Origin of the sequence: Polynucleobacter sp. AM-7D1, assembly GCF_018688455.1 — a bacterium.
GTDB lineage: Bacteria > Pseudomonadota > Gammaproteobacteria > Burkholderiales > Burkholderiaceae > Polynucleobacter.
In genome coordinates this window covers 1,540,527-1,566,986 of the sequence record NZ_CP061319.1, presented here as the reverse complement: position 1 = coordinate 1,566,986, position 26,460 = coordinate 1,540,527, and the positions used below count along the sequence as shown (strand labels likewise).

At 47.6% G+C, this 26,460-nt stretch carries 22 protein-coding genes; 9 read left to right on the top strand and 13 right to left on the bottom strand.

Annotation, left to right across the window (positions count from 1 at the left end):
• The first annotated feature begins 26 nt into the window (after positions 1 to 26).
• On the top strand, positions 27 to 1,220 hold the full coding sequence (locus GQ359_RS08230; RefSeq protein WP_215386595.1) for an acyl-CoA desaturase: 1,194 nt from the start codon (positions 27 to 29) through the stop codon (positions 1,218 to 1,220).
• Positions 1,221 to 1,319: 99 nt separating this feature from the next.
• Here GQ359_RS08230 and rpmG read toward each other — a convergent pair whose 3' ends face one another.
• The 3 genes from rpmG to radC all read right to left on the bottom strand — a co-directional run bounded on the left by rpmG (position 1,320) and on the right by radC (position 2,572).
• A complete protein-coding gene (gene rpmG, locus GQ359_RS08225) occupies positions 1,320 to 1,487 on the bottom strand; it encodes a 50S ribosomal protein L33 (RefSeq protein ID WP_015421876.1) in 168 nt (55 codons plus the stop codon).
• Between the two features lie 11 nt (positions 1,488 to 1,498).
• A complete protein-coding gene (rpmB, locus tag GQ359_RS08220; protein ID WP_011903570.1) occupies positions 1,499 to 1,732 on the bottom strand; it encodes a 50S ribosomal protein L28 in 234 nt (77 codons plus the stop codon).
• A 138-nt stretch (positions 1,733 to 1,870) separates the two neighbouring features.
• Positions 1,871 to 2,572, bottom strand: coding sequence for a DNA repair protein RadC (gene radC / locus GQ359_RS08215; protein ID WP_251367860.1), 702 nt, complete (start codon positions 2,570 to 2,572; stop codon positions 1,871 to 1,873).
• Positions 2,573 to 2,602: 30 nt separating this feature from the next.
• Between radC and GQ359_RS08210 the strand changes: the two genes are divergently transcribed.
• Both GQ359_RS08210 and ispH read left to right on the top strand, forming a co-directional pair.
• Positions 2,603 to 3,049, top strand: a complete 447-nt coding sequence (locus tag GQ359_RS08210; RefSeq protein ID WP_215301886.1) for a peptidylprolyl isomerase — start codon at positions 2,603 to 2,605, stop codon at positions 3,047 to 3,049.
• Positions 3,050 to 3,052: 3 nt separating this feature from the next.
• Positions 3,053 to 4,006: a 4-hydroxy-3-methylbut-2-enyl diphosphate reductase gene (gene ispH, locus GQ359_RS08205; protein ID WP_215386594.1), complete on the top strand. Its 954-nt coding sequence runs from the start codon at positions 3,053 to 3,055 to the stop codon at positions 4,004 to 4,006.
• 56 nt (positions 4,007 to 4,062) lie between these two features.
• Here ispH and GQ359_RS08200 read toward each other — a convergent pair whose 3' ends face one another.
• Together GQ359_RS08200 and GQ359_RS08195 are read right to left on the bottom strand one after the other, a co-directional pair.
• Positions 4,063 to 5,256 (bottom strand): acetylornithine transaminase, encoded by a 1,194-nt coding sequence (locus GQ359_RS08200; RefSeq protein ID WP_215386592.1) that lies wholly within the window; start codon positions 5,254 to 5,256, stop codon positions 4,063 to 4,065.
• A gap of 51 nt (positions 5,257 to 5,307) precedes the next feature.
• Positions 5,308 to 6,348: a CDP-6-deoxy-delta-3,4-glucoseen reductase gene (locus GQ359_RS08195; protein ID WP_215386584.1), complete on the bottom strand. Its 1,041-nt coding sequence runs from the start codon at positions 6,346 to 6,348 to the stop codon at positions 5,308 to 5,310.
• A 36-nt stretch (positions 6,349 to 6,384) separates the two neighbouring features.
• Between GQ359_RS08195 and GQ359_RS08190 the strand changes: the two genes are divergently transcribed.
• On the top strand, positions 6,385 to 7,272 hold the full coding sequence (locus GQ359_RS08190; protein ID WP_215386582.1) for an SDR family oxidoreductase: 888 nt from the start codon (positions 6,385 to 6,387) through the stop codon (positions 7,270 to 7,272).
• On the opposite strand, the gene GQ359_RS08185 is transcribed toward GQ359_RS08190, so the two are convergent.
• From GQ359_RS08185 to GQ359_RS08175, 3 genes are all read right to left on the bottom strand, one after another.
• On the bottom strand, positions 7,253 to 9,025 hold the full coding sequence (locus GQ359_RS08185; protein ID WP_215386580.1) for a glutamine--tRNA ligase/YqeY domain fusion protein: 1,773 nt from the start codon (positions 9,023 to 9,025) through the stop codon (positions 7,253 to 7,255). The genes GQ359_RS08190 and GQ359_RS08185 overlap by 20 nt on opposite strands.
• An 84-nt stretch (positions 9,026 to 9,109) precedes the next feature.
• Entirely contained in the window at positions 9,110 to 10,612 is a 1,503-nt protein-coding gene (locus tag GQ359_RS08180; RefSeq protein ID WP_215386577.1) for a tripartite tricarboxylate transporter permease, read from the bottom strand.
• 18 nt (positions 10,613 to 10,630) lie between these two features.
• A complete protein-coding gene (locus tag GQ359_RS08175) occupies positions 10,631 to 11,089 on the bottom strand; it encodes a tripartite tricarboxylate transporter TctB family protein (protein WP_215386575.1) in 459 nt (152 codons plus the stop codon).
• A 123-nt stretch (positions 11,090 to 11,212) separates the two neighbouring features.
• On the opposite strand from GQ359_RS08175, the gene alaS reads away from it, so the two are divergent.
• Together alaS and GQ359_RS08165 are read left to right on the top strand one after the other, a co-directional pair.
• A complete protein-coding gene (alaS, locus tag GQ359_RS08170; RefSeq protein WP_215386572.1) occupies positions 11,213 to 13,837 on the top strand; it encodes an alanine--tRNA ligase in 2,625 nt (874 codons plus the stop codon).
• An 8-nt stretch (positions 13,838 to 13,845) separates the two neighbouring features.
• Positions 13,846 to 14,073: a sulfurtransferase TusA family protein gene (locus GQ359_RS08165; RefSeq protein ID WP_215387944.1), complete on the top strand. Its 228-nt coding sequence runs from the start codon at positions 13,846 to 13,848 to the stop codon at positions 14,071 to 14,073.
• 111 nt (positions 14,074 to 14,184) lie between these two features.
• Here the strand turns inward: GQ359_RS08165 and galU are convergent, their stop codons facing one another.
• Both galU and GQ359_RS08155 read right to left on the bottom strand, forming a co-directional pair.
• The gene (gene galU, locus GQ359_RS08160; protein ID WP_215386569.1) at positions 14,185 to 15,069 is read right to left on the bottom strand and encodes a UTP--glucose-1-phosphate uridylyltransferase GalU; all 885 of its coding nucleotides are present in this window, start codon (positions 15,067 to 15,069) and stop codon (positions 14,185 to 14,187) included.
• Between the two features lie 28 nt (positions 15,070 to 15,097).
• Positions 15,098 to 17,989, bottom strand: coding sequence for a valine--tRNA ligase (locus GQ359_RS08155; RefSeq protein ID WP_215386567.1), 2,892 nt, complete (start codon positions 17,987 to 17,989; stop codon positions 15,098 to 15,100).
• A 24-nt stretch (positions 17,990 to 18,013) separates the two neighbouring features.
• On the opposite strand from GQ359_RS08155, the gene GQ359_RS08150 reads away from it, so the two are divergent.
• Positions 18,014 to 20,401, top strand: coding sequence for a UvrD-helicase domain-containing protein (locus GQ359_RS08150; protein ID WP_215386557.1), 2,388 nt, complete (start codon positions 18,014 to 18,016; stop codon positions 20,399 to 20,401).
• 20 nt (positions 20,402 to 20,421) lie between these two features.
• Here the strand turns inward: GQ359_RS08150 and GQ359_RS08145 are convergent, their stop codons facing one another.
• The 3 genes from GQ359_RS08145 to GQ359_RS08135 are packed head-to-tail and all read right to left on the bottom strand — an operon-like array spanning position 20,422 to position 22,632.
• Positions 20,422 to 21,204: a BPSS1780 family membrane protein gene (locus GQ359_RS08145; RefSeq protein ID WP_215386555.1), complete on the bottom strand. Its 783-nt coding sequence runs from the start codon at positions 21,202 to 21,204 to the stop codon at positions 20,422 to 20,424.
• Entirely contained in the window at positions 21,201 to 22,178 is a 978-nt protein-coding gene (locus GQ359_RS08140) for a homoserine kinase (protein ID WP_215386553.1), read from the bottom strand. Before GQ359_RS08140 ends, GQ359_RS08145 begins: the two co-directional genes overlap by 4 nt.
• A 46-nt stretch (positions 22,179 to 22,224) precedes the next feature.
• Entirely contained in the window at positions 22,225 to 22,632 is a 408-nt protein-coding gene (locus GQ359_RS08135; RefSeq protein WP_251367859.1) for a hypothetical protein, read from the bottom strand.
• Between the two features lie 81 nt (positions 22,633 to 22,713).
• Here GQ359_RS08135 and polA point away from each other — a divergent pair, with 81 nt between their 5' ends.
• Together polA and GQ359_RS08125 are read left to right on the top strand one after the other, a co-directional pair.
• Complete coding sequence (polA, locus tag GQ359_RS08130) at positions 22,714 to 25,542, top strand: DNA polymerase I (protein WP_215386551.1); 2,829 nt, start codon at positions 22,714 to 22,716, stop codon at positions 25,540 to 25,542.
• 21 nt (positions 25,543 to 25,563) lie between these two features.
• Complete coding sequence (locus GQ359_RS08125) at positions 25,564 to 26,460, top strand: dienelactone hydrolase family protein (protein WP_215386549.1); 897 nt, start codon at positions 25,564 to 25,566, stop codon at positions 26,458 to 26,460.

Genomic DNA, 26,460 nt, shown 5'->3' with positions numbered 1-26,460 from the left:
GTTTAGACCTCGTTAGGGATACCCTTTTGAACACAGCTTCTGGTTTTGATTTATTCCTTAATTGGCTATCTCATGGCTATTTAAATTGGGCGTGGTGGCAGATCCTTGTTTTTACTTTGGTGGCTACTCACATCACAATTGCTAGCGTGACTATTTTCTTGCATCGTTGCCAAGCGCACCGTGCCTTAGATTTACATCCAATCATGTCCCACTTCTTCCGGTTTTGGCTCTGGCTAACCACCGGGATGGTGACTAAAGAATGGGCTGCTATTCATCGCAAACACCATGCCAAGTGCGAGACTGTCGATGATCCACATAGCCCCCAAGTTCTCGGTATCAATACCGTTCTCTCTCGTGGCGCTGAGCTGTATAAACAAGAGTCACGCAATCAAGAGACTTTAGAGAAGTTTGGGCATGGCACGCCAGATGACTGGCTTGAGCACAATGTCTACTCCAAGTTCTCTTGGCAAGGTGTGGCCTTGATGTTGATCATCGATGTGTTTTTGTTTGGTGCTATTGGCTTAACTGTGTGGGCAGTGCAGATGCTGTGGATTCCAATTACCGCTGCTGGAATTATTAATGGCATTGGTCACTACTGGGGCTATCGCAACTACGACTGTGAGGATGCCTCCAGAAATATTTTCCCTTTGGGTATTTTGATTGGCGGCGAAGAGTTGCATAACAACCATCACACATTTGCAACGAGCGCTAAGCTCTCTAGCAAGTGGTATGAGTTTGATATCGGCTGGATGTACATCCAGATGATGAGTGCTGTTGGCTTGGCCAAAGTGAAGAAGACTTCTCCAAAGCCGGTACTGAGCGACTTGCGTCCTGCAGATCAAGGCACACTCGAAGCCATCATCGCCAACCGTTATGAAATCATGGCTCGCTATAGCAAGACCTTGAGCTCTTTCTTCAGTAACGAAGTCCAACATATGCAAGTCTTGGCAGCACATTTAAAAGATGCGCGTACCTGGTTAGGTAAAGATGAATCTCGTTTGACTGCAGAAGAAAAAGTGAAGTTGGAAGAGTTGATGGCGAGCAATGCTCAATTACGTAAGATGATTGAAATGCGTCGTGATTTGCAGGCCATCTGGAGTCGCTCCAATGCTACAGGTGATCAATTGGTTTCTCAATTGCATACGTGGTGTCAGCGCGCAGAAGATAGTGGTTTATCGAGTCTGCGTGACTTCTCCTTAAGGTTGCGTCGCTACGCTTAAGCGATGCCTGGCTTTGATCTTGGTGAAAATCAAGACAATAAAAAACCCGCTGATCTAGCGGGTTTTTTATTTGCTGCAAATAACTATCGAATCGATAAATTACTTGAGCTTAGTTTCTTTGTAAGCGACGTGCTTGCGAATGGTTGGATCGAATTTCATGATCTCCATTTTTTCAGGCTTTGTACGCTTGTTTTTTGAAGTTGTATAGAAGTGACCAGTACCAGCTGATGACTCTAATTTGATTTTTTCTCTGCCGCCTTTAGCCATTTGTGCGCTCCTTAAATTTCGCCACGTGCACGGAGATCAGACAACACAGCATCAATGCCGTTCTTGTCGATAACGCGCAAACCAGCATTGGTTAAGCGCAAGCTAATCCAACGGTTTTCAGATTCAACCCAGAAACGACGGTTTTGCAAATTCGGCAAAAAGCGACGCTTCGTTTTATTGTTTGCATGGGATACATTGTTGCCAACCATCGGCTTCTTCCCAGTGACTTGGCAAACTTTTGCCATGACATAACTCCATTAATTGCGAAAAAAGAAGATTGTATCAGTCTCCAGGCACTTTGATCTACCCTTAATTGGCTTTAGTTTTGAGGATTTGGCCGTTTAGTCGCTAATATGGGTCAAAAATAGTCAATAAGTTAGTAATTACTTCTGATTAAAGCTATTTTTCATAAGACCTGAGTCTGAAAATGAGAAAAATCCGCTATCACTGACTATGCAGTGATCGAGGAGTGGAATATCTACCAACTGCAAGGCTTTGGAAAGTGTCTTTGTTAATTCCTGGTCGGCAATGCTTGGTAGTGGGTTTCCGCTGGGGTGGTTATGGGCGACGATAAGGGCGCTGGCGTTCCTTGCAAGCGCTTCCTTGAGGATTTCTCGGGGGTAGACGGCAGTTTGAGTTAGGGAGCCCCTAAAGAGCTCTTGGCACTCAATCAGATGCAGACGCGAGTCGAGGTATAGGCAAAGGAAGACTTCGTGTGGGAGGCGTCCAAATCGGGCTTGCAAGAACTCTCTGACATAACTGGGCGAAGAGAAGACCGATGCTTGGGAGAGGGTTTCCTCAAGACTGCGCTTGACAAGCTCATACGCCGCCTGAATTTGTGACCATTTAGAAATACCCATGCCATGAATCTGGGTTAATTCCTCCGGAGCGCAAGATAGGAGGCGTGGCAAATTGCCAAAATGGTGGATGAGATCTTCTGCTAATGCCACGGCAGTTTTGCCTTTGACGCCAACACGCAGAAAGATCGCAAGTAATTCGGCATCACTTAGAGCTGCCGCTCCTAGGGCACGCAGTTTTTCGCGGGGCTGCTCTATTTTGGGCCAGTCTGTAATGGGTGAGTGCACGCTCGTGTCGGGCCTAGATACAATTACCTTATGACTAAGCTTACGGTTTTGCCCAATTCCTTCCTGACCCTCAACTATCGGCTGACTTTGCCCAGTGGGGATGATTACATCAATACTTTTATTGATCGCCCTGCGACGGTGTTGATGGGTTCTGGACAATTTGCGCCTTGTTTTGAAAAAGTGTTGATCGGGTTGGCTGTGGGTGAAAAGAAAAGTGCCTTGCTGCCCCCTGAGGAAAGCTTTGGGGAGCGCAAGGAAGAATTAATGCAATGGGTTTCTTTGGGTGCGCTTAAAGAGGGTCGCGATGATGATGTGGAATTTAATCCTGGCGACGTAATTGAATTTAATGCGCCTGGTGGCGCTCAATATGCTGGTGTATTGCAATCGATTAATGAAGAGGGTGCATGGTTTGATTTCAATCACCCGCTTGCTGGGAGGTCTATTACCTTCGAAGCTGAAATCGTTGCCATCCTCTGATTCATGACTAATCCATCTAGCACGCAAGACACCGCTGAAATTTTGATGGCACAGCCTCGCGGTTTTTGCGCGGGTGTGGATCGTGCCATCAATATTGTCAATGAAGCGCTGACACGTTTTGGTGCGCCAATTTATGTGCGTCATGAAATTGTTCACAACGCCTATGTCGTCAACGGACTGCGTGATAAAGGTGCTGTGTTTGTCGATGAGTTGCATGAAGTTCCCAAAGGCGGCATCGTCGTATTCAGTGCCCATGGTGTTTCTCAAGAAGTTCGCCAAGATGCTGAGGCGCGCGGACTGCAGGTATATGACGCTACCTGCCCATTGGTTACCAAGGTGCATCTTGAGGTCGTTAAGATGTGTAAAGATGGTTTCACGGTCTTGATGATTGGTCACGCTGGGCATCCTGAAGTTGAAGGCACGATGGGGCAGGTAGAAAAAGGCATTCATCTGATTGAAAAAGTGGCGGATGTTGCTGAGCTGCCCTTTACTGAGAATGAAAAAATTGCTTTTGTAACGCAAACCACACTCTCCGTAGATGAGACCAAAGAAATTGTTGACGTCTTAACTCAAAAATTTCCAAATATTGTTCAGCCGCGTAAACAAGATATTTGTTATGCCACTCAGAACCGTCAAGATGCTGTGAAATTTATGGCACCTCAGGTTGAGGTAGTTATTGTGGTGGGAAGCAAGGCAAGTTCGAACTCGAATCGCTTGCGTGAATTAGCTGAAAAACTCGGCGTACCGGCTTACATGGTGGATGCACCAGAACAACTTCAGGCTGAATGGTTTGTGGGCAAGAAGCGTGTTGGCCTTACTGCGGGCGCATCAGCGCCAGAGAGCCTAGCGCTTTCGATTGTGGAGAAGATTCAAGAGTTTGGCCCGCGTAGTATTCGTAATCTCGAGGGTGTAGTGGAGGACATTACTTTCTCGCTACCAAAAAATTTAGTTGGCTAGCCAAAAACAATAAAGGAGCCTTAAGGCTCCTTTATTAAATTGAATCTTAATATTGCTTAAGCAACTTGTTTGAGCAGCTCTCTCAAAATATTGCACATCTGACGGATTTCATCATCAGAAACATTGAGTGCAGGCATAAAGCGCAAGAGATTGGGTCTTGGTGAGTTGATCAATAATCCTTCTGGACCTCTATCGCGAGCAAGTTCAACTAACTTGGCGCCAATATCACTGCTCAACATAAGGGCGCGCAATAAGCCTTCACCACGTTCACCATCCAGATTAAATTCTGCTGAAATAGCACGCAGTTCTTTGCTAAGTAACTCGCCTTTGGTGCGAACAGAGTCCAGGAAGCCTGGCGCTAATAGTTGCTCGATCACACTAATGCCAACTGCGGTCATGAGTGGGTTGCCGTTATAGGTACCGCCTTGATCACCTGGAACAAAGCAAGCAACTGCATCGGTTGCCATGAGTGCAGCCAATGGAACGCCACCACCAATTCCTTTACCTAAAGTCATGATGTCAGGTTCGATGTCGTAATGTTGATAGGCAAAGAGTTTTCCAGTACGCCCACAGCCAGCTTGCACTTCATCCACGATCAACAAGATATTGTTTTCTTTAGTGAATTTACGCAGGCTTTGCATAAATTCTTTCGTGGTTGGGATCACGCCACCTTCGCCTTGAACTGGCTCGAGCATGACTGCAACAGTTTTGTCAGTAACTAGTTTTTTGACAGAGTCCAAGTCATTCAAATCTGCTTTTGGAAAGCCGGGAACTTGCGGGGCAAACATGGTGTCCCAACCTGGCTTACCAGACGCGCTCATGGTAGCTAAAGTGCGACCATGAAAGCTGTGATCAAAGGTGATGATTTCAAAGGCGCCTGATTTATTCAGTTGACCCCATTTACGAGCCAACTTGATGGCGCCCTCATTTGCTTCAGCGCCACTATTAGCAAAAAATACTTTGTTAAAGCAGCTGTTCTCTGTCAGAAGATTCGATAAGCGAATCATTGGTTCGTTATAGAACGCTGGGCTAGGGTTAATCAGTTTCTTGGCTTGAGCATTGAGCGCTTCAATCATTCCCGGGTTGCTATGACCTAGGCAGTTCACTGCCCAGCCTTGCAAGAAGTCTAAGTAACGCTTGCCATTGTTATCGGTGAGCCATGAGCCCTTACCCTCAACCATCATCACTTCTGGTCGCTGAGTAATAAACATCACTGAGTGGGCATCTACGGATTGGGCTGGCTTATTCATATCGTGTACGAAGTGAGATCAAATGAGGTTTCTATTATCACGCTTAGTAGGCTAGCTTGTTGCAAGATCGGCTGCGCTGGTAAAGGAGTCTGCAAAGAACTCCTCCTCAGGCAGTCTGCACTGAGAAGAAAAGTCTTGGCGGGCTGCGTTGACCATGACGGGGGCGCCGCAGGTATAGACCTGGTACGGGCTTAGGTCAGCATGGTCAACGATCACAGCCTGATGCACAAAGCCAGTGCGCCCAGTCCATTGATCGTCTGGAAGGGCATCGGAAATAACGGGGATATATTTGAAGTCTGGAATTTCTCTTACCCATGATTTGCAAAGCGCATCGAGGTAAAGGTCGCTAGGGCGACGTCCGCCCCAATACAGATGAATCGGGCGTTGGATCTTTTTGAGCTGCATTTGCTCGACAATGGATTTAATGGGTGCAAAGCCAGTGCCTGCCGCAACAAAAATGATGGGTTTCTTGGAGTCTTCTCTCAGGAAGAAGCTACCCAGTGGACCCTCAAAGCGCAGGATATCTTTTTCTTTTAATGCGGGATCTTTTGCGCCAAAGACAAAGTCGGTAAAGAGTCCGCCTGGCAAGTGGCGAATGTGTAACTCTAGGGGACCCTCTTGATCAGGCGCATTGGCAATGGAGTAGGCGCGGCGCTGTCCATCTTTGAGAAGGAATTCTAAATACTGACCCGCCAGAAATTGAAAACGCTCAGCTGCTGGTAGTTGCAACTTCAGAATTGCCACATCTGTACTGGGTTTGGAAATGGCATTCACACGACAAGGTACCTTTCTGATGGCGATATCGCCGGCACCCTCAACTTCACGTGCTTCAATCAGGAGATCAGATTTTGGGTGAGCACAGCAAAACAAGGTACCGCCAGCGGCCTCATCAGATGGGCTTAAGGCGGCTGCACTATGTTGGCCGTGCTCCACCTGACCCTCTAGAACCTTGCCTTTACAGGATCCGCAGGCACCGTTTTTGCAGCCATAAGGAAGGGTAATGCCCTGCTGTAATGCTGCCTCGAGAAGGGTTTCATCCTTCTGGACGGTAAATTGTTTGCCGCTCGCCTTGAGCGTGACTTGGTAAGACACTCTCATTCCTTTCAATAAATCGTTACGATGTGACTTATGCAATCTTTTGGTAAATCTCGAATCCTGATCGTCGGTTGCGGCGATATTGGCCTACGTGTTGCCAAACAGCTTGCTCGAAGTCATCGCGTGTACGCCTTAACATCCCAGATAGCCCGTTTTCAGGAGTTGAGAGCAGTTGGCGCGATTCCGATTTTGGGGGATCTGGATAAGCCCGATAGCTTGTGGCGTTTGAGTGGATTAGCGCAAACTGTGATCCACTTGGCACCACCCCAAAATACTGGTCATCGTGATTGCCGAACTCGCAACCTCCTCCGAATTTTAGCCCAAGGCTCTGATATTGTTGGGCGCTTGATTTATGTGAGCACTACTGGTGTTTACGGGGATCATGCTGGTGGCAAAGTGAGTGAAGTGACGCCTGTCAATCCTCAAAGTGAGCGAGCCAAGCGCAGGGTGGACGCAGAAAATTGCCTCCGCCTATGGGCTCCAGCTCACGGTGTAGCCCTGACGATTTTGCGTGTACCCGGTATTTATGCTGCTGACCGATTGCCGGTTGAGCGTATACAGGCAGGAACACCCGCATTAAATCCGGCTGAGGATGCTTATTCGAACCATATACAGAGCGATGATTTGGCGAGATTAGTGTGTGCTGCCGTTTATCACGGTAAACCACAGCGCGTCATTAATGCCTGTGACGGTGGTGAAACCAAGATGGGTGATTACTTTGATGAAGTGGCTGATACCTTTGGTTTGGAGCGACCACCAAGAATGCCTGCTGAGCAATTGGAAAAAATCGTATCTCCAATGCTGTGGTCCTTTATGCGGGAGTCACGACGTGTAACCAATACGCGACTAGCGGAATTAAAAACCCCGCTACGCTATCCCAGCGTGGCAGAGTTTCTGAAAACTATTTCCAAGAATCCTTAAGTCCGACCGTACGATTGAATACAGGCTGACCTGGCTTGGAATCGGTTTGGTCTGCCACAAAGTAACCATGGCGTTCAAACTGGAAACGATCTTCTGCTTTGGCATCTTTCATGCAAGGTTCTAAGTAGGCAGTAATCGTTTGCTTAGAGCTTGGGTTAATCGCATCAAGGAAATTCTTATCTCCACTATCTGGATGTGGATCATTAAACAGATGATCATAGAGACGCACTTGCGCAGGCACAGCCTCAGCTGCGCTGACCCAATGAATGTTGCCCTTGACTTTGTAATTGTTTGAGCCAGGAGTGCCACTCTTACTATCAGGGAAGTGAGTCGCGTTCACTTGAATCACATTGCCATTAGCATCTACTTCAAAGCCAGTGCACTCAATCACAAATCCATGGCGCAAACGCACGCGTCCACCGGGCTGATCACCGATTGGTGGGTAGAGCCTGAAGAATCCTTTAATAGGCTCCTTCATAAAGTCATCTTCCTCAATCCACAATTCTTTTGTGAAATGAAACTCGCGATTACCCCATTCAGGATGCTGAGGATGGCGCGGTGCTGAGCAAGGTTCACTTGCAGAGGCATCAAAATTTTCAATGACGAGTTTGAGTGGCTTTAGAACCGCTGTAGCCCGTGGAGCTTTGCCTTCTAGATCATCCCGCAGGGCTTGATCCAGCGTACTCATGTCAATCCAGCTATCCGCTTTAGAAACCCCGATGCGCTCGCAGAACAAGCGAATGCTCTCCGGTGTATAGCCTCTGCGACGAATACCGACGATGGTTGGCATGCGTGGATCATCCCAGCCATCAACATGTTTTTCTTCGACCAATTGCAGCAGCTTACGTTTGCTGGTGATGGTGTAAGTTAAGTTGAGGCGGGCGAATTCATATTGATGCGGCACTGGATTTTTGAAGATCCCTAATTCTGCTAGTGAGGCAACAATCCAATCGTAGAGTGGACGATTATTTTCAAACTCCAAAGTACAGATGGAGTGTGAGACATTTTCTAATGCATCAGAAATACAGTGCGTGAAATCATATAAAGGGTAGATGCACCACTTACTGCCAGTCCGGTGGTGATGGGTATGACGAATACGATAGACCACAGGATCACGCATCACAATATTAGGATGCGCCATATCAATTTTTAGACGTAGAACATGTTCGCCATCTTTGTATTTGCCATCACGCATCTCGCGAAATAAAGCCAGATTCTCATCTGGAGTGCGATCACGGTAGGGGCTATTTTTTCCAGCTTGCCCAAAGTTACCGCGATTGGCATGAATGTCATCGGCACTTTGACTATCCACATAGGCTTTGCCATTCTGAATCAGAATTTCTGCAAACTCATAGAGCTGGTCAAAGTAATCACTGGCGTGATACAGGTGTGTGCCCCAATCAAAGCCAAGCCATTTGACTGCATCCAAAATGCTGTCCGCATACTCAACATCCTCTTTGACTGGATTGGTGTCATCCAGCCGCATATTGCAACGCGCACCACCAGCTAGCTGGTTGTAATCAGCAGCTAAGCCAAAGTTGAGGCAGATGCTTTTGGCGTGACCGATGTGGAGATAGCCATTAGGTTCTGGTGGAAAGCGCGTAATGATGGAGGGGATAGCTTGGCCATCACGGCTACTGCGGTTCTGATAGGCGCCACTTGCCAAATCATGGTCAATGATCTGGCGCAAAAAGTTGGAAGGCTCAGCAATTGTGCTGGCAGGAACTTTGGGTGATTTGCTATCTTGGGACATGCACCCATTGTAGAGAAAACCCTCGCCCCTAAAGAAAAAAGCCCGCAAACTACTGCGGGCTCGTTTCTGGGAAGCTTTCGAGAATTATTCCTCTACAAAAGCCTCTTCACGGGTTTTCTTAACCGCCGGGAGGGCTACGATCACCACCAAGAGAGCAGCTGCGATGAGCAGGCTGAGAGATAGTGGGCGTGTAAAGAATGTGGAGAAATCGCCGCGTGACAACAGCAGTGCACGACGGAAGTTCTCTTCCATCATTGGTCCGAGTACGAAACCAAGGAGTAATGGAGCGGGTTCGCAGCCGAGCTTGAAGAAGAGGTAGCCAATTAAGCCGAAACCAGCCGTTACATAAACGTCAAAAACAGAATTGTTGACGGTGTAAACGCCGATACAGCAGAAGACCAAGATGGCTGGATACATCAAGCGGTATGGAATTTTCAAGAGCTTTACCCAAATACCAATGAGAGGCAAGTTCAAGAGAATCAACATCACGTTACCAATCCACATGGATGCAATCAGACCCCAGAACAAGGCTGGGTTGCTAGTCATCACTTGTGGACCAGGTTGAATGTTATGAATAGTCATCGCACCAACCATCAGAGCCATCACTGCATTTGGTGGAATACCCAAAGTGAGCAATGGAATGAAAGAAGTTTGAGCTGCAGCATTATTGGCTGCTTCTGGACCAGCTACACCCTCAATAGCGCCCTTACCGAATTCGTGGGTGTATTTTGAGGATTTCTTCTCAACTGAGTAAGCACCAAAGGCAGCAAGAGCTGCGCCACCGCCCGGCAAAATTCCTAAAACTGATCCAATGGTTGTGCCGCGCAGGATGGATGGAACCATGCGCTTGATATCATTTTTGGTTGGAATCATGGAGGTGACTTTGTTGAGGAAGCCCTCTTCATCGTCTTTTTTCTCCAAATTGCCCATGATTTCAGCAAAGCCAAATACGCCCATAGCCACACTGACAAAGCCAATACCATCGCTGAGTTGCGGAATATCAAAGGAGTAACGAGCAACGCCAGAGTTCACGTCGGTACCGATCAAGCCCATCAAGAGACCCAGGATGATCATGCCGATCGCTTTGATCAAAGATCCCGAAGCCAGCACAACTGCACCAATTAATCCTAAAACCATTAGGGAGAAGTATTCGGCTGGACCAAACTTAAATGCTAATTCAGAGAGCGGTGCGGCAAAAGCGGCCAAAACTAAAGTAGCTACGCAACCAGCAAAGAATGAACCCATACCGGCAGTAAATAAGGCAACACCACCACGACCATTTTTGGCCATTTGGTAGCCATCAATCGCCGTTACCACCGAGGACGTTTCCCCTGGGATGTTGAGCAAAATCGCAGTAGTAGATCCTCCGTACTGTGAGCCGTAATAGATACCAGCCAACATAATCAAGGCTGCAATTGGGGGTAGTGCGTAGGTTGCTGGGAGCAACATAGCAATAGTGGCGACAGGGCCTAGGCCAGGGAGTACGCCAATGAGGGTGCCCAATAGGCAACCAATAAAGCAATACATCAAATTTTGAAGGGTGAACGCGGTGTCGAATCCGAGAGCGAGGTTGTTAAATAATTCCATTTTTCTAGTTCCCGGTAATTATTCGAAAAAGAACGGTAAAACTGGGAACGTGAGCTTGAGACCAACGATAAACACCAGATAAGTAAACGCCATGAGCACAATGGAATTCAGAGTTGCTGCTTTCCAGCTAAATTCCTTGCTGGCGGTGGAAGATGCAAAAACAAGGGCAAAAATCGCGACCAAAACGCCCATGGTGGGCAACAAAATGCCAAAAAGACAAATTGATCCAGTAACAATACCAATCACCCTCCAATTAAATTTGGGGATTTGATCTATGGTCGCGCTAGCTCTCAATGAGGTAACGAGTACAAGTAAGCCCAGTAAAAACATGAGTATTCCAAGGGCTAGCGGGAAGTATCCAGGCCCCATCTTGGCCGCAGTGCCCAGAGAATAGGTGGTGGCAATGCCCGCAAAGAAAAGGCCGATAACCATGTACATGATTCCAGCGCCAAAATCCCGTTGATTGCGAATTTTCAAGTTGAGCTCCTTATATCGACTCAAATGTCGATCTATTTATTAATGTAGGGGGATTGTAAGGCAGGATTAGGGAGCTTTACCTAGGGTTTGCCCCCGACTAGTGCCAATGCGATAATTATTAGCATGAAAGTCTCCCAAATTCGCCAGGCATACCTGGACTACTTCGCCCAAAAAGGCCATCAAATTGTCGCCTCTAGCCCGGTGGTGCCGGGTGATGACCCAACCCTGCTATTTACAAATGCGGGAATGAATCAGTTTAAGGACGTCTTTTTAGGTTTTGATAAGCGCTCCTATAACCGCGCAACCACTGCTCAAAAATGCATTCGTGCGGGTGGCAAGCACAATGACCTGGATAACGTTGGCTACACAGCCCGTCATCACACCTTCTTTGAAATGCTGGGTAACTTCTCTTTTGGGGATTACTTTAAGAAGGATGCAATCCAGTTTGCCTGGGAATTGCTCACCGAGGTTTTCAAGCTTCCAGAAGAAAAGCTCCTCGTGACTGTTTACGCGGAAGATGATGAGGCTTATGAGATTTGGAATAAGCAAATTGGTGTGCCAGCTGAGCGCATTATTCGCATCGGCGATAACAAGGGGGCACGTTACGCTTCAGATAATTTCTGGATGATGGGTGACACCGGTCCCTGTGGTCCTTGCACCGAGATCTTCTATGACCATGGTCCACACATTGCTGGCGGGCCTCCAGGAAGTCCTGATGAGGATGGCGATCGCTATATTGAGATCTGGAATAACGTATTCATGCAGTTCAACCGCGATGAAGCGGGCAATATGCATCCTTTACCTAAGCCTAGCGTTGATACTGGCATGGGCTTGGAGCGTATCGCTGCAGTATTGCAGCATGTGCATTCCAACTATGAGATTGATCTCTTTGTGAATTTGCTCAAGGCTGCTAAAGAAGCGGTTGATGCAGCTGGTGGCGGAAATTGCGATATTGACAGCCCTTCGCTGAAGGTGATTGCAGACCATATTCGTGCCTGTAGCTTTATTGTGGTGGATGGTGTGATTCCGGGTAATGCTGGGCGCGGCTATGTCCTGCGTCGTATTACGCGCCGTGCAATTCGTCATGGTTACAAGTTGGGTGCACGCAAACCGTTTTTCTATCAACTTGTTCCCGCCCTCGTAAAAGAGATGGGCCTTTCATATCCAGAGTTACAAGCTGCAAAAGATAAAGTCAGTGATGTGATTAAGCAGGAAGAAGAGCGCTTCTTTCAGACAATCGCTAACGGTATGGAGATCCTGGAGAGTGCGCTTGCTGGTGGTGCTAAGACCGTTGATGGCGAAACAGCTTTCCGTTTGCACGATACATTTGGCTTCCCATTAGATTTGACTGCCGATGTGTGTCGTGAGCGCGGTGTTTCGGTTGATGCGGAAGGCTTTGAGTTAGCGATGCAAAAGCAGCGCGATCAAGCAAGAGCGGCTGGCAAGTTCAAGGTGGCTCAAGGCTTGGAATACTCCGGCAAACCAACGCAGTTTCATGGCTATGACACTCTGAAACATGAGGGCGCTAAAGTAACAGCACTCTACGTTGATGGCTCTGCTGCCCAGTATGTCAAGGCTGGTGATGCCGCCGTGATCGTATTAGATAACACCCCTTTCTATGCCGAATCTGGTGGACAGGTTGGTGACAAGGGTGAGTTGCGTAATGAGGCAGTGCGTTTCGCAGTGGAAGATACCTTCAAGATTCAGGCTGATGTTTTTGGCCATCAAGGTGAAGTGCAAGAGGGCGAACTTAAGGTGGGTGATGTCATCAACGCTTTAGTGGATACCCAGCAAAGAACTGAAACGATGCGCAACCATAGTGCTACGCATATTTTGCATAAAGCATTGCGTGAAGTCTTGGGTGATCATGTGCAGCAAAAAGGTTCTTTGGTTGATGCTAGTAAAACTCGTTTCGACTTTACTCATAACGCACCCATTACCGCAGCAGAAATTCGTCGGGTAGAAGATATTGTGAATGCTGAGATCTTGGCCAATACCGCAACTTCCGGAAAAGTGATGTCTTTGGATGATGCGCAAAAAACTGGTGCCATGATGCTCTTTGGTGAGAAGTATGGCGACGAAGTTCGCGTTCTAGAAATTGGTAGCTCTAAAGAGCTCTGTGGAGGCACCCACGTGGGTCGCACTGGAGATATCGGTAGTTTGAAGATTGTTTCTGAGGGCGGTGTTGCTGCCGGTATTCGCCGTGTTGAGGCGGTCACCGGCAGAAATGCTTTGAATTTCTTGCAAGGCATGGAAGATAAGATCAACGAAGCTGCAACAATCTTAAAAACCCATCCAGGTGATTTGGTAAATCGTGTTGCTCAACTCCAAGAAAGCCTGCGTCAAGCTGAGCGTGAGTTGGATAAGGTGAACTCTAAGCTTGCCGCAAGCCAAGGTGACGAATTAGCGACACAAGCAATTGATGTTAACGGCATCAAAGTCTTAGCAGCTCGCTTAGATGGTGCAGACGCTCAAGTACTTCGCGAAACCATGGATGCCTTAAAGGCCAAATTGAAAACAGCCGCCATTGTTTTAGCTTCTGTCCAGGGTGATAAGGTGAGTTTAATTGCTGGTGTGACTGCAGACTCAATTGCTAAAGTGAAAGCGGGTGACTTGGTGAACTTTGTTGCACAGCAAGTTGGCGGCAAGGGTGGCGGCAAACCAGAGATGGCGATGGCTGGCGGTACTGACCCAAGCAAGTTGGGCGCGGCATTAGCTGGTGTGAAAGATTGGATGGCCTCTAAGTGACTAATCCCATTGAATTTAATCTCGAAGTCGATGCCATTGGCATGAATTGCCCATTGCCGATCTTGCGCACCAAGAAAGCTTTAGCCACCATGGAGTCCGGCCAAGTCCTGAAGGTTAAGGCTACCGACTCAGGTGCAGCAAATGACTTTCCTGCCTTTGCAAAACAGACTGGCAATGAACTACTTTCCAGCACTACCGAGGGCGATGTATTGGTCTTCTTCCTCAAAAGAAGATAGGGTACTTTAAACGTCTGAAACTCTCAGCATCAAAGAAAAAGGCAGAAAGTGATTTCTGCCTTTTTGCTTTTATCCCACAGAATTTAAATCTGCCGAAGATGAGGATTTAGTCTAAGTTAAAGATCGACTTTTTAAGTACGCTGCAAACTCTGTGCTCACTTCTGGATGGCGTAGTGCGAATTCAACGGAGGCTTTGAGGTAGCCCAACTTACTGCCGCAGTCATAACGCACGCCATCGTATTCATAAGCGAAGACTGGCTCTTCTTTGAGCAAGGAGGCAATAGCATCTGTGAGTTGAATTTCGCCACCAGCGCCTGGCTTGAGATTGCGAATGTGATTAAAGATGTCTGAAGACAGAACATAGCGACCCACCACCGCCAAGTTGGATGGCGCATCTTTGGGTTGTGGCTTCTCCACAATTCCATTTAAACGGTAGATCCCTTTGGATACTTCCGCCCCAGAAATAATGCCGTAAGAGCTACTTTTGGAAGGGTCGATTTTTTCTACCGCTAAGACGGAGCCATTTTGCTCATCAAACACTTTAAGCATCTGCTTTAGAACTGGTGGTTGACCATCGAGTAAGTCGTCTGCAAGGATGATGGCAAATGGCTCATCGCGAACTAACTTTTCTGCACACAGAACGGCATGACCCAAACCTAGCGCTTCTGGTTGACGGACATACACGCAATCCACATGACTTGGTTTAACGCTACGAACAATCTCTAATAGAGCCAGCTTATTTTTTGCCTCGAGTTCAGCTTCTAATTCATAGGCCTTATCAAAGTGGTCTTCGATGGCGCGCTTACTGCGGCCAGTAACAAAAATCATTTCCGTAATGCCGGCAGCAATGGCTTCTTCAACCGCATACTGAATCAGGGGTTTATCCACGACATTCAGCATCTCTTTCGGACTGGCTTTGGTGGCTGGCAAGAAGCGCGTGCCAAGTCCCGCAACAGGGAAGACGGCTTTGGTAACAGCTTTAGTGCTTAATGGCATAGAAATTCCGATCAGTTGTATTGCTGCTTTATTTCAGTCGCTCTAATTGTGCAACAAGCTTCTCATGGTTTTGCTCAAATCCAGCAAGACGTTGCTTTTCTTGGGCAACGACCTCTTCCGGTGCTCGCGCTACAAAACTTTCGTTACCAAGCTTGCTACGTGCTTTGGTAATCTCATTTGCTAGGCGCTCAATTTCTTTACTCAGGCGAATTCTCTCAGCTGCAACATCCACTTCAATTTTGAGTAATAGCTTGAGATTACCTACTAAGGCCATTGGTGCGCCCGGTGCATCCTTCTCGAGTGCAGACTCGTCATCATAGATTTTGACTTCAGATAACTTAGCCAGCGCGGTTAAGTATGGGCTGGCCTTTTTCAGGAAGTCTTGCGGTCCACTAATCCAGAGAGGCACCTTGAGCGCAGGAGAGACTTGCATCTCACCACGTAAATTACGGCAAGCATCCACAATCGATTTAATCTGAGCTACCCAAGCTTCGCTTTGCTCATCAATCTTATCGAGCTGAGCAACAGGATATGGCTGCAGTGCAATCGTTTGCTTATCTTGCTTGGTCAGTTCCTTGCCAACCTTAGGCCCAACGGTTTGCCAGAGGGTTTCAGTAATGAATGGAATGAGTGGATGTGCCATGCGCAAGATGGTTTCTAAAACGCGTAGCAAAGTGCGACGAGTAGCGCGTTGCTGTGCCGGTGTCCCAGTCTGCAATTGAACCTTGGCTAGCTCTAAGTACCAATCGCAATACTCATCCCAAACAAACTGATAAATGCTGCTAGCAATATTGTCAAAGCGATAGTTCTGGAAGCCTTTAGCAACATCAGCTTCCGTTCTTTGTAGTAAAGAAACAATCCAGCGATCTGCGGGAGAGAAGTCTAATCGTCCTTCTGGGCCGCATTGGTTGTCACAAGGAGCAAAACCATTTTCTTGTTCATCGCCAGGGCAATTCATGAGCACAAAGCGAGTAGCATTCCAAAGCTTGTTGCAGAAGTTGCGATAGCCTTCACAGCGCTTTTGGTCGAAGTTAATGTTGCGACCAAGTGAAGCGAGCGAAGCGAATGTAAAGCGTAAGGCATCCGTACCAAACGCAGGAATCCCTTCCGGAAATTCTTTTTTAGTTTTCTTGCCAATACTTTCTGCTTGCTTGGGATTCATTAAGCCGGTGGTGCGCTTAGCAACCAATTCTTCAATCTTGATGCCGTCAATGAGGTCGATTGGGTCCAAAGTGTTTCCTTTGGACTTACTCATTTTCTGACCTTCGGCATCACGTACCAAGCCATGAACATAGACGGTATTAAATGGGACCATGCCAGTGAAATGACAAGTCATCATGACCATTCTGGCCACCCAGAAGAAGATGATGTCAAAGCCGGTGACCAAAACAGATGAAGGTAAGAAATGCTTGAGAGCAGGCGTTTCCTCTGGCCAGCCTAATGAGCTAAAGGGTACAAGTGCGGAGCTAAACCAGGTATCTAGGACATCAGGGTCGCGATTCAGTTGACCTGTATAGCCCACCGCAACAGCTTTGGCTTTGGCTTCTTCTTCAGAACGAGCAACAAAGATCTGGCCATCATCGCCATACCAGGCGGGGATTTGATGGCCCCACCAGAGTTGGCGTGAGATGCACCAGTCTTGAATGTTCTCTAGCCATTGGGTGTAGGTATTAATCCAGTTTTCAGGAACGAGCTTGATGTCACCTTTAGTGACTGCATCTAATGCTGCGCCAGCGATGGATGAGCCTGGTTGATATTGATTGTCTGGACTTGGTTTAGACATTGCCACAAACCATTGGTCAGTGAGCATAGGCTCAATAATGGTTTGAGTGCGATCACCACGTGGCACCATCAATTTATGCGGCTGTACTTTTTCTAATAAACCAGCCGCATCCAAATCAGCAACAATTTGTTTGCGTGCAGCAAAACGCTCAAGACCTTGATACACCGCTGGTGCATTCTCATTAATCTTGGCATCAAGTGTCAAAATATTAATGAGTGGTAACTGGTGGCGTTGTCCAACTGCATAGTCATTGAAATCGTGAGCGGGAGTTACTTTCACTACACCAGTACCAAAAGCTAAATCTACATAGTCATCCGCAATGATCGGGATCTCGCGATTGCATAGTGGCAGTTTTACTGACTTGCCAATGAGGTGTTTGTAGCGCTCGTCCTCTGGGTTGATCATGACGGCAACGTCACCCAATAAGGTCTCTGGGCGAGTAGTGGCAACGGTCAGGTGTCCGGAGCCATCTGCTAATGGATAGCGGATGTGCCACATCGAGCCATCTTCTTCTTCGCTCACCACTTCTAAATCCGAAACTGCTGTCCCTAAAACCGGATCCCAGTTCACTAAACGTTTGCCACGATAAATTAATCCTTGCTCATGCAAACGAACAAATACTTCAACAACTGCTTTGGACATCTTGCTGTCCATTGTGAAATATTCTTTACCCCAATCAATCGAAGCGCCTAGGCGACGAATTTGGCGAGTGATGGTGTTACCGGAAGTTTCTTTCCACTCCCAGACTTTTTCTAAGAATTTCTCACGACCTAAATCGTGGCGAGAAACTTTCTGTGCATCGAGTTGGCGTTCAACGACGATTTGTGTGGCGATGCCTGCGTGATCTGTACCGGGAACCCATAAGGTATTTTTGCCGGACATGCGGGCGTGACGCACCAAGCCATCCATGATGGTTTGATTAAAAGCATGACCCATATGCAGGGTGCCTGTCACATTCGGTGGCGGCAATTGAATCGAGAAATCTCCCTTGCCCTCATCTAGGGTGGCGTCGGCAATGCCTCGGCGTTCCCATTCCGGACCCCAATAAGCTTCAATTGGGGCAGGTTCGTAGGATTTGGCTAGCTCATCTAAGGAACTGGCCGCGGGTGAATTGGGGGTATTCGAAGCATTTGGCATAAGAGGCAAATTATAATTGGGGCGATGTACTCAGACTTGCTCGCAAACCTTAATCCAGAACAACGCGAGGCAGTGACCCTCCCGCCTGTCAATTCAAATGGCCAAGCCCAGTCGGCCCTGATTTTGGCTGGTGCCGGTAGTGGAAAAACCCGCGTCCTCACGACCCGTATAGCTTGGTTGATCCAAACCGGGCAGGTATCACCCATTGGTGTGCTCGCAGTGACCTTCACCAATAAGGCTGCTAAAGAGATGATGTTGCGCTTAAGTGCCATGCTGCCCATCAATACCCGGGGTATGTGGATTGGCACTTTCCACGGTCTTTGCAACCGTTTATTGCGCGCCCATCACAAAGAAGCGGGTTTGCCGTCCACTTTTCAGATTTTGGACACTCAAGATCAGCTTTCCGCAATTAAGCGCCTTTTGAAGGGTTTAAAGGTCGATGATGAGAAATACCCCCCTAAGCAGTTGCAGTATTTCATTGCGCACGCAAAAGAGCGTGGTCAGCGCGCTAAAGAGTTATCTGTAGGTGATGACTTCCAGGCTAAGATGGCTCAGTTGTATGCAGCTTACGATGAGCAGTGTCAGCGTGAGGGTGTGGTCGACTTTGCTGAACTCTTATTGCGTAGCTATGAATTACTAAAACATAACGAAGCCATTCGCACCCACTATCAAGAGCGTTTCCGTCATATCTTGATTGATGAGTTTCAAGATACCAACGCACTGCAATACGCTTGGCTTAAATTGCTCTCTGGTCACGACGCTAGCCGTGTAAATGTGAGCGGCATGGGAAGTAGTGCAGTCTTCGCGGTGGGTGATGACGATCAAAGTATTTATGCCTTCCGGGGTGCAGACGTCGAGAATATGCGTTTGTATGAAAAGCAATACCACCCAATGATGGTGAAGCTTGAGCAAAACTATCGCTCGCATGGCCATATCTTAGATACGGCCAACTATCTTATTTCCAACAATACGGATCGTCTGGGTAAAAATCTGCGCACCGATGCTGGTCATGGTGAGCCAGTCCGCATCTATGATGCTCCAAGTGATCATGCAGAAGCTGCTTGGCTCGTAGACGAAATCAAAGCGCTAGTAAATAGCGGTATCAAGCGTACTGAAATTGCTTTGCTCTATCGCAGCAATGCTCAGTCACGCATCATCGAGCATGCTCTATTCTCCGCAGCAATTCCGTACCGCGTGTACGGTGGGCTACGCTTCTTTGAGCGCGCTGAAATTAAACATGCTTTAGCGTATTTACGCCTACTAGAAAATCCAAATGACGATACCTCTTTCTCGCGTGTAGTGAATTTCCCAACACGTGGCATTGGGGCAAGATCGATTGAGGCCGTGCAAGATGCAGCTCGCGCACAAAATAGTTCTTTATATTTAGCAGCATCAACATTGGATGGTAAGGCGGGCGCCTCATTGGGTGGTTTTGTGCGATTGGTTGATCATATGCGTGAAGCTACTCGTCACAACACTTTGCCAGAGACAGTGGAGTTTGTGATTCAGAACAGCGGATTGATTCAGCACTATCTCTCTGAGCGTGAAGGCCAAGACCGCGTAGAAAACTTACAAGAACTCATTAACGCTGCAACCGCATTTATTGCGGAAGAGGGTTATGGGCAGGATGCTACTGCTGCTACGCTGCCAGGTGAAAACGCGCCTGGTACGGTGGAGATATCTCCATTGGCAGCATTCCTCTCACACGCCTCTCTCGAGGCTGGTGACAACCAGGCTCAGGCTGGTCAAGACGCCGTTCAGCTCATGACAGTCCACTCGGCTAAAGGTTTGGAGTTCACCTCCGTATTTATTACGGGCTTAGAAGAAGGTTTATTCCCGCACGAGAACAGTATTAATGAGCAGAATGGTTTAGAGGAAGAGCGTCGCTTGATGTATGTCGCAATTACTCGAGCAAAAGAGCGTCTCTATCTTTCGCATACACAGTCACGAATGTTGCATGGTCAGGTGCGCTACAACATGCCTTCCCGCTTCTTGGAAGAATTGCCATCCGATTCCTTGAAGTGGCTCACTCCAAAAGTAAAAGATGCTCGCTGGGGCGGAGCCACCAGTGGTAATGGTGGTCGTTCAGGGTCTACTTGGCAAGATGGCTACACGCGTCAACGTGAGTTTGGATCGAATGATTTCTTTGACAGTAGTAATGAGCGTGAGAGACCTGCAAGACAAATTGGGCGAGTAGGCTCTGCTTCAACCTCAGTGACCAGAATGGCCTCACCACCACGTGGCAATTACCCATTTACGATTGGTCAGAATGTTTTCCATACCAAATTTGGCGAGGGTAGGGTGACGGGCTTGGAGGGTAATGATGCTGATGCGCGTGCTCAAGTGAACTTCAAGCGCCATGGTGTGAAATGGCTACAGCTCAGTATTGCTAAGCTTGCTGCAATAGACTAAATCAGTAGCTAAGTCAGTAGTTACGCAATCAAGCTTGCCGATTCTTTTTCAGCAAAGCAGGCTTTCCAGGTTGCAAAGAAAGAGCAATGCATTACAGTTAGTCCCGCCATGGAAATGGGGGCGATGATGAATGATGCGGCTTGACCAAAATCTAGTGCATCCAGAATAGAGCCAATGGTCAATGGAATGGCAACCAGGATCGCACCCCAAATTGCGATATATAAAAAGAATGCACCGCGATTTGTCCAGCATGCAATGGCACTAGAAAAGAGTGCCTGAGCTACTGGCATGTCAGCCCAAGCAACAAGCACGGGAGAGAACCACATGAGCATTGCAACTGGTACATAGAGTAGGCTGCCAAAAAAGAGAATCAAATAAATCTGGTTGAGCGCTTCGGGTGTAATGGGTTTTTCATTTGTCATGAGTGGGATCAGTACGTCAAAATCCACCAGCATCCCTAAGATAAAGCTCAACATCAGAATGAGCGCTGCGTACACCAAGCCTAACTGAAGAATACGTTTTCGAATTAAGGGGGTGGATTGCAGGGCAGTCACATAGACTGTTGGACGAATGCGTTCTTTTTGAATGGCTAAGCGACAGGCGGTCATAAAGCCAACAGATAAGGTGGGTGTGAGTAATAAAACGGCAAAAACACCAATCACTGGCACGAGAACAGCTAATTGCGCTACAAAGACATACAGAAAAATCAAAGTTAAAAAGCCCAATGGATTTTGTTTAAAAAGCCAAATACCTTGACGGATCCAGGTATAGCCTTCTTTTGGAGAGACAGAATTTAGTTTCATATTGCTTTGCGACTTAAGAGAATATTTTCAAAATGACGAGGGTCATGTGGGGTCAGCATTTGCGCATCACGCGGCAAGTAAAAATCCCACAAGCGAGAAATCCAAAACCGCAGAGCTGCAGCACGCACCATTAGTGGCCAACTTGCTTTCTCGCTGTCGGTAAGTGGTCGAACAGATTGATAGGCATCCATTAGCGCCATGAAGCGAGCAGAATCTAAATCCTGTTTATTTTCGGCGAGGCACCAATCGTTTACTGTAACCGCTAAATCAAATAACCACTTATCTGTTCCAGCGAAATAAAAGTCGAAGAAACCGCCTAGCTGATCTTGAGAGCTATCGCCAGCACCTTGGGGGTCGAATAGTACGTTATCTCTAAACAGATCGCAGTGGCTTGCCCCCTGCGGCAGCGAAGTATATGCCTCAGAGGCAAAGAATTTTTCTTGAGTAGCGAGTTCGGTTGTGAGTGATTCTTTTTGAGAATCGCTCAAGTGGGTGAGTACCAGAGGAACCGTTTTTTTCCACCAAGACAGGCTGCGAAGATTTTCTTGGGTGTGCTTGAAGTCACTACCTGCTAAATGCATCTTGGCTAAATTTTCACCAACCAGAGCGCAATGCCTTACTTCAGGAGCGAGTCTAGAGATCCCTGGAAGCTTACTCACAATCGCTGCAGGCTTATCTTTAAGGGTAAATAGAATCTGTCCTTGTTTATTCTCGAGTGGCTTGGGCACGGGAATGCCTTTGTTTGCCAAGTGACGCATCAACTCTAAGTAATACGGCAACTGGGCTGCTGACAGTCTTTCAAAAATAGTGAGAACGTACTCCTGTTTCTTGCCGTTCTTTTCAGTGTCGAGAAAAAAATTGGAGTTCTCGATGCCACCATGAATGCCGCGAATATCGACTGCTCGGCCAATATCAAAATCGCTTGCGATCCAATGTGAGATATCGCTTAATTCAACAGGTGTGAAAACAGCCATGACTAAAAGTGAAAGATGCGAATGGTGAGGTGCAGAGCGTCAATGACTAAAAAGGAATTTTGACGCTCGGAACGCTAATGAGATCAGTTTCTTTTGGTACGCCTGGCATAACGGTTGCTGGAGGCGCCATTTCATAGCTGGTATAGCGTGTCTTTACATCCACCTGAGTAGGTGCGTTTGTGTCTTTATATTCCGTAATTTCAGTGCCAGTAGCCTCTTTATGCTGAAAGCTCGGTTTGCGACCTTCAGGTGCATTCGTTACTTCAGATGCGCTGACGGCTGGAGCTAATGGCTGGTTATTGATGCGTTGAAGCTCTGATGGGCTCAGTGCCTGAGAATTATTTTGAGCATGCGCTGAATTTAAGCCGAAAGAGGCAAGAGCCACTAAAAAGCTTGTTAGAACAAGGGGTTGGCTCACAGAAGAGTGGAGTAAGTTAGTTAGAGCTTGCATCATTTTTCACCTTTATTGGCCTCTTTTCAGGAGGATTTGAACCTGATCTGTAGGCAGTTAGCAACTAGATTGTACGATTGCGGTATGACTAAACATAGACTCTTGTTGGTAGACGGTTCTAGCTACCTCTATCGCGCCTTTCATGCCATGCCAGACCTCAGAAATGGGGCGGGTGACCCAACAGGGGCAATCTATGGGATGGTCAATATGATGCGCCGAGCGCGCTCGGAACTCAAGGCTGACCATATTGCCTGTGTTTTTGACGCCAAAGGTAAGACTTTCCGGGATGAAATGTACTCTGAGTACAAGGCGCACCGCTCCCCCATGCCTGAAGATTTAGTTAAACAAATTGAGCCGATCCATGCGATGGTGAAGGCTTTGGGCTGGCCAGTACTGATGGTTTCTGGGGTTGAGGCTGATGATGTGATTGGTACCTTAGCTTGCCAAGCCACCCAAGCTGGCTGGGAAACCATTATTTCTACCGGCGACAAAGATTTGGCTCAGTTAGTGAATTCCTCGGTTACCTTGATTAATACGATGACCAATGAGAAGTTGGATATCGATGGGGTTATTGAAAAATTCGGCGTACCTCCAGAGCGCATCGTGGATTACCTGTCGATTATTGGGGATACCGTTGACAACGTACCTGGTGTTCCGAAGGCGGGACCTAAAACAGCCAACAAATGGTTAGCCGAGTTTGGTGACCTGGACAACTTGATGGCAAATGCCGATCAAGTGAAGGGTGTTGTAGGCGAGAACTTGCGCAATAGTTTGGAGTGGCTTCCACAAGCACGACAGTTAATTACCGTGAAAACGGATTGCGATTTATCCCCCCATCTTCCAGGCTTGGATGACTTGCACGCAAAATCAGAGGATGCACCGCTTTTGCGAGAGTTATTTGAGCGTTACGCATTTAAAACTTGGTTGCGTGATGTGGAGAAGCAGTTGGGTGGAGTAGCCCCTGAAGCTGGCGGTGGTTTTGATTTAGCTGGCAGCCCCATCAAAAATTCTTCAGAGGAAAATGTAAAAGCTGACACCAAGAAGTTTGGCCCTACTGCTACAGAGGCAACAACTGCCTTATCGCAAGAAACAATGGATCTGCAAGGCGCTATTGCCAAACACTATGAGTGTGTGGTGGATGAGGTTGCACTAGACCGCTGGATTAAAAAAATTGAAGACGCAGAGCTAACAGCTGTCGACACAGAAACTACTAGCTTGGATGCACTAGCAGCTGAGATTGTCGGTATCTCGCTTTGTGTCACCTCTGGAGAGGCCTGCTATATCCCAGTTGCGCACAGTAATGGGGAGGCTCAACTCAGCCGTGAATTAGTCTTAGCGCGCCTGAAGCCATGGTTGGAAAGCGCTTTGCATTTGAAGGTAGGTCAAAACCTCAAGTACGACAGCCATATATTTGCGAACTACAAGATTACTTTGCAGGGCATTGCATTTGACACCATGCTGGAGTCTTATGTGCTTGAATCACATATGCCGCACAACATGGATAACTTAGCCGAGCGACACCTCGGCATGAAGACCATTAAGTATGAAGAGGTATGCGGTAAGGGCGTGCATCAGATTGGTTTTGATCAAGTGGATCTGAAGATCGCTACAGACTATGCGGCAGAAGATGCGGACATTACCTTGCGTTTACACCACGCACTGTGGCCTCAAATCCAGGCAAGCCCAGGCCTTCTTTACGTTTATGAAAACATTGAGATGCCAGCCATGCGTGTGCTTGGCATCATGGAGCGCAATGGCATTCGGATTGATTCGGCGCTGTTATCTCAGCAAGGCCAAGAGGTCGGCAAGCGTTTGCTTGCCTTGGAGGGAGAGATTCATAAGCTGGCTGGGCAACCATTCAATATTCAGTCCCCCAAACAGATCGCAGAAATTTTGTTTGGACAGCTAGAGCTTCCTGTAATTAAGAAGACACCATCGGGCGCACCATCAACTGATGAAGAGGTTTTACAAAAGTTGGCTGAAGACTATCCTTTGCCTGCGCGTATTTTGGACTACCGCAGTCTTGCTAAGTTAATGTCGACCTATATTGAGAAACTGCCACGCATGGCTGATCCTAAAACCGGTCGCGTGCACACGAGTTTTTCTCAAGCGACCGCAGTAACAGGACGCTTGGCTTCAAGCGATCCAAACTTGCAAAATATCCCTGTTCGCACAGAGGAGGGGCGCCGTATTCGTGAGGCATTTATTCCGGCTGAAGGTTGCAAACTTCTCTCTGCCGACTACTCTCAAATTGAATTGCGCATCATGGCGCATATTGCTGAAGATGAAAATCTGTTAGCTGCATTTGCTGCCGGTAAAGACGTGCACCAAGCAACTGCCGCTGAGATTTTTGGTGTGCCACTGGAAAGCGTCAATTCAGAGCAGCGTCGCTATGCCAAGGTCATTAACTTTGGCCTGATCTACGGTATGAGTGCTTTTGGTTTAGCGGGTAACTTGGGTATTGAGCGCTCGGCAGCTCAGAATTACATTGCCAAATACTTTGATCGCTATCCAGGGGTGGCTCAATATATGGAACGCACTCGTTTGGAGGCTAGAGAGAATGGCTATGTCGAGACAGTCTTTGGCAGACGCCTATGGCTGCCGGAGATTAAGGGTTCGAATGGTCCTCGTCGTCAGGGTGCGGAGCGGGCTGCAATTAATGCCCCCATGCAAGGCACTGCGGCTGATCTGATTAAATTGGCCATGGTGGCGGTTGAGAATTGGCTAGAAAAAGAGGGTCTCAAGACCCGTATGTTGCTTCAGGTGCACGATGAATTAGTATTTGACGTACCCTTAGATGAGCTCGAGCTCTTGCAGGCAAAGCTACCTGATTTGATGTGTAAGGTGGCTGAACTGAAGGTTCCTTTGGTGGTGGGTATTGGGATTGGCGATAATTGGGAAGAAGCACATTAATTACAGGTGAGGAGACAAAAAATGACTGCAAAAAAAGATTTAGATTCAAAAGTAATTGCTAGCGACAGAAGAGGTTTCATGAAAGCCTCTGCCATTACAGCAACCACGATGGGAATTGGTTTTGTAGCCGCCTCAGAGCCTGTGATGGCACAAGCAATCGAAACGGATTTCAAGGGCATTAAAGCGGGTGAGCAAATGATTCCAGTCGGAAGCTTTCAGATGCCAGCTTATGTTTCTCGTCCAGAAAAAGCTAAAGGTAATTTGCCGATTGTGATCGTTGCAAGTGAAATCTTTGGTGTACATGAATACATTGCTGACGTTACTAGACGTTTTGCTAAATTAGGTTATATGGCGATTGCCCCAGAATTCTTTATCCGAGCAGGCGATCCTAATACCTATGGAACTACTGCCGAGATCATGAGCAATATTGTTGCCAAGACTCCAGATTCTCAAGTCTTAAATGATTTACAGGCAGCCATTCAATGGGCTGGCAAAAACGGTGGTGATGTGAAAAAAGTTGGCGTCACAGGTTTTTGTTGGGGTGGTCGTATTACTTGGCTCTCAGCTACGTTGCCTCAGGTCAAGGCTGGTGTAGCTTGGTATGGCCGTTTAGTTGGTGAAAAAACTGAAGGCAATCCTCGCCACCCAGTTGATATTGCTGCTGACTTGAAGGCTCCAGTCTTAGGTTTATATGGCGGAGCTGATGCGGGCATCTCACTCGAAACTGTTGAGCAGATGCGTCAAGCGCTTGCAGCAGCAGCCCCGAAAAATCCAGCTGCTAAAGCCTCCCGTTTTGAAGTCTATCCAGATGCACCTCATGGCTTCCATGCGGACTATCGCGCTTTATATCGCGAAGGTCCAGCGAAGGATGGCTGGGAAAAATGTATTGCCTGGTTTAAACAAAACGGGGTTGCTTAA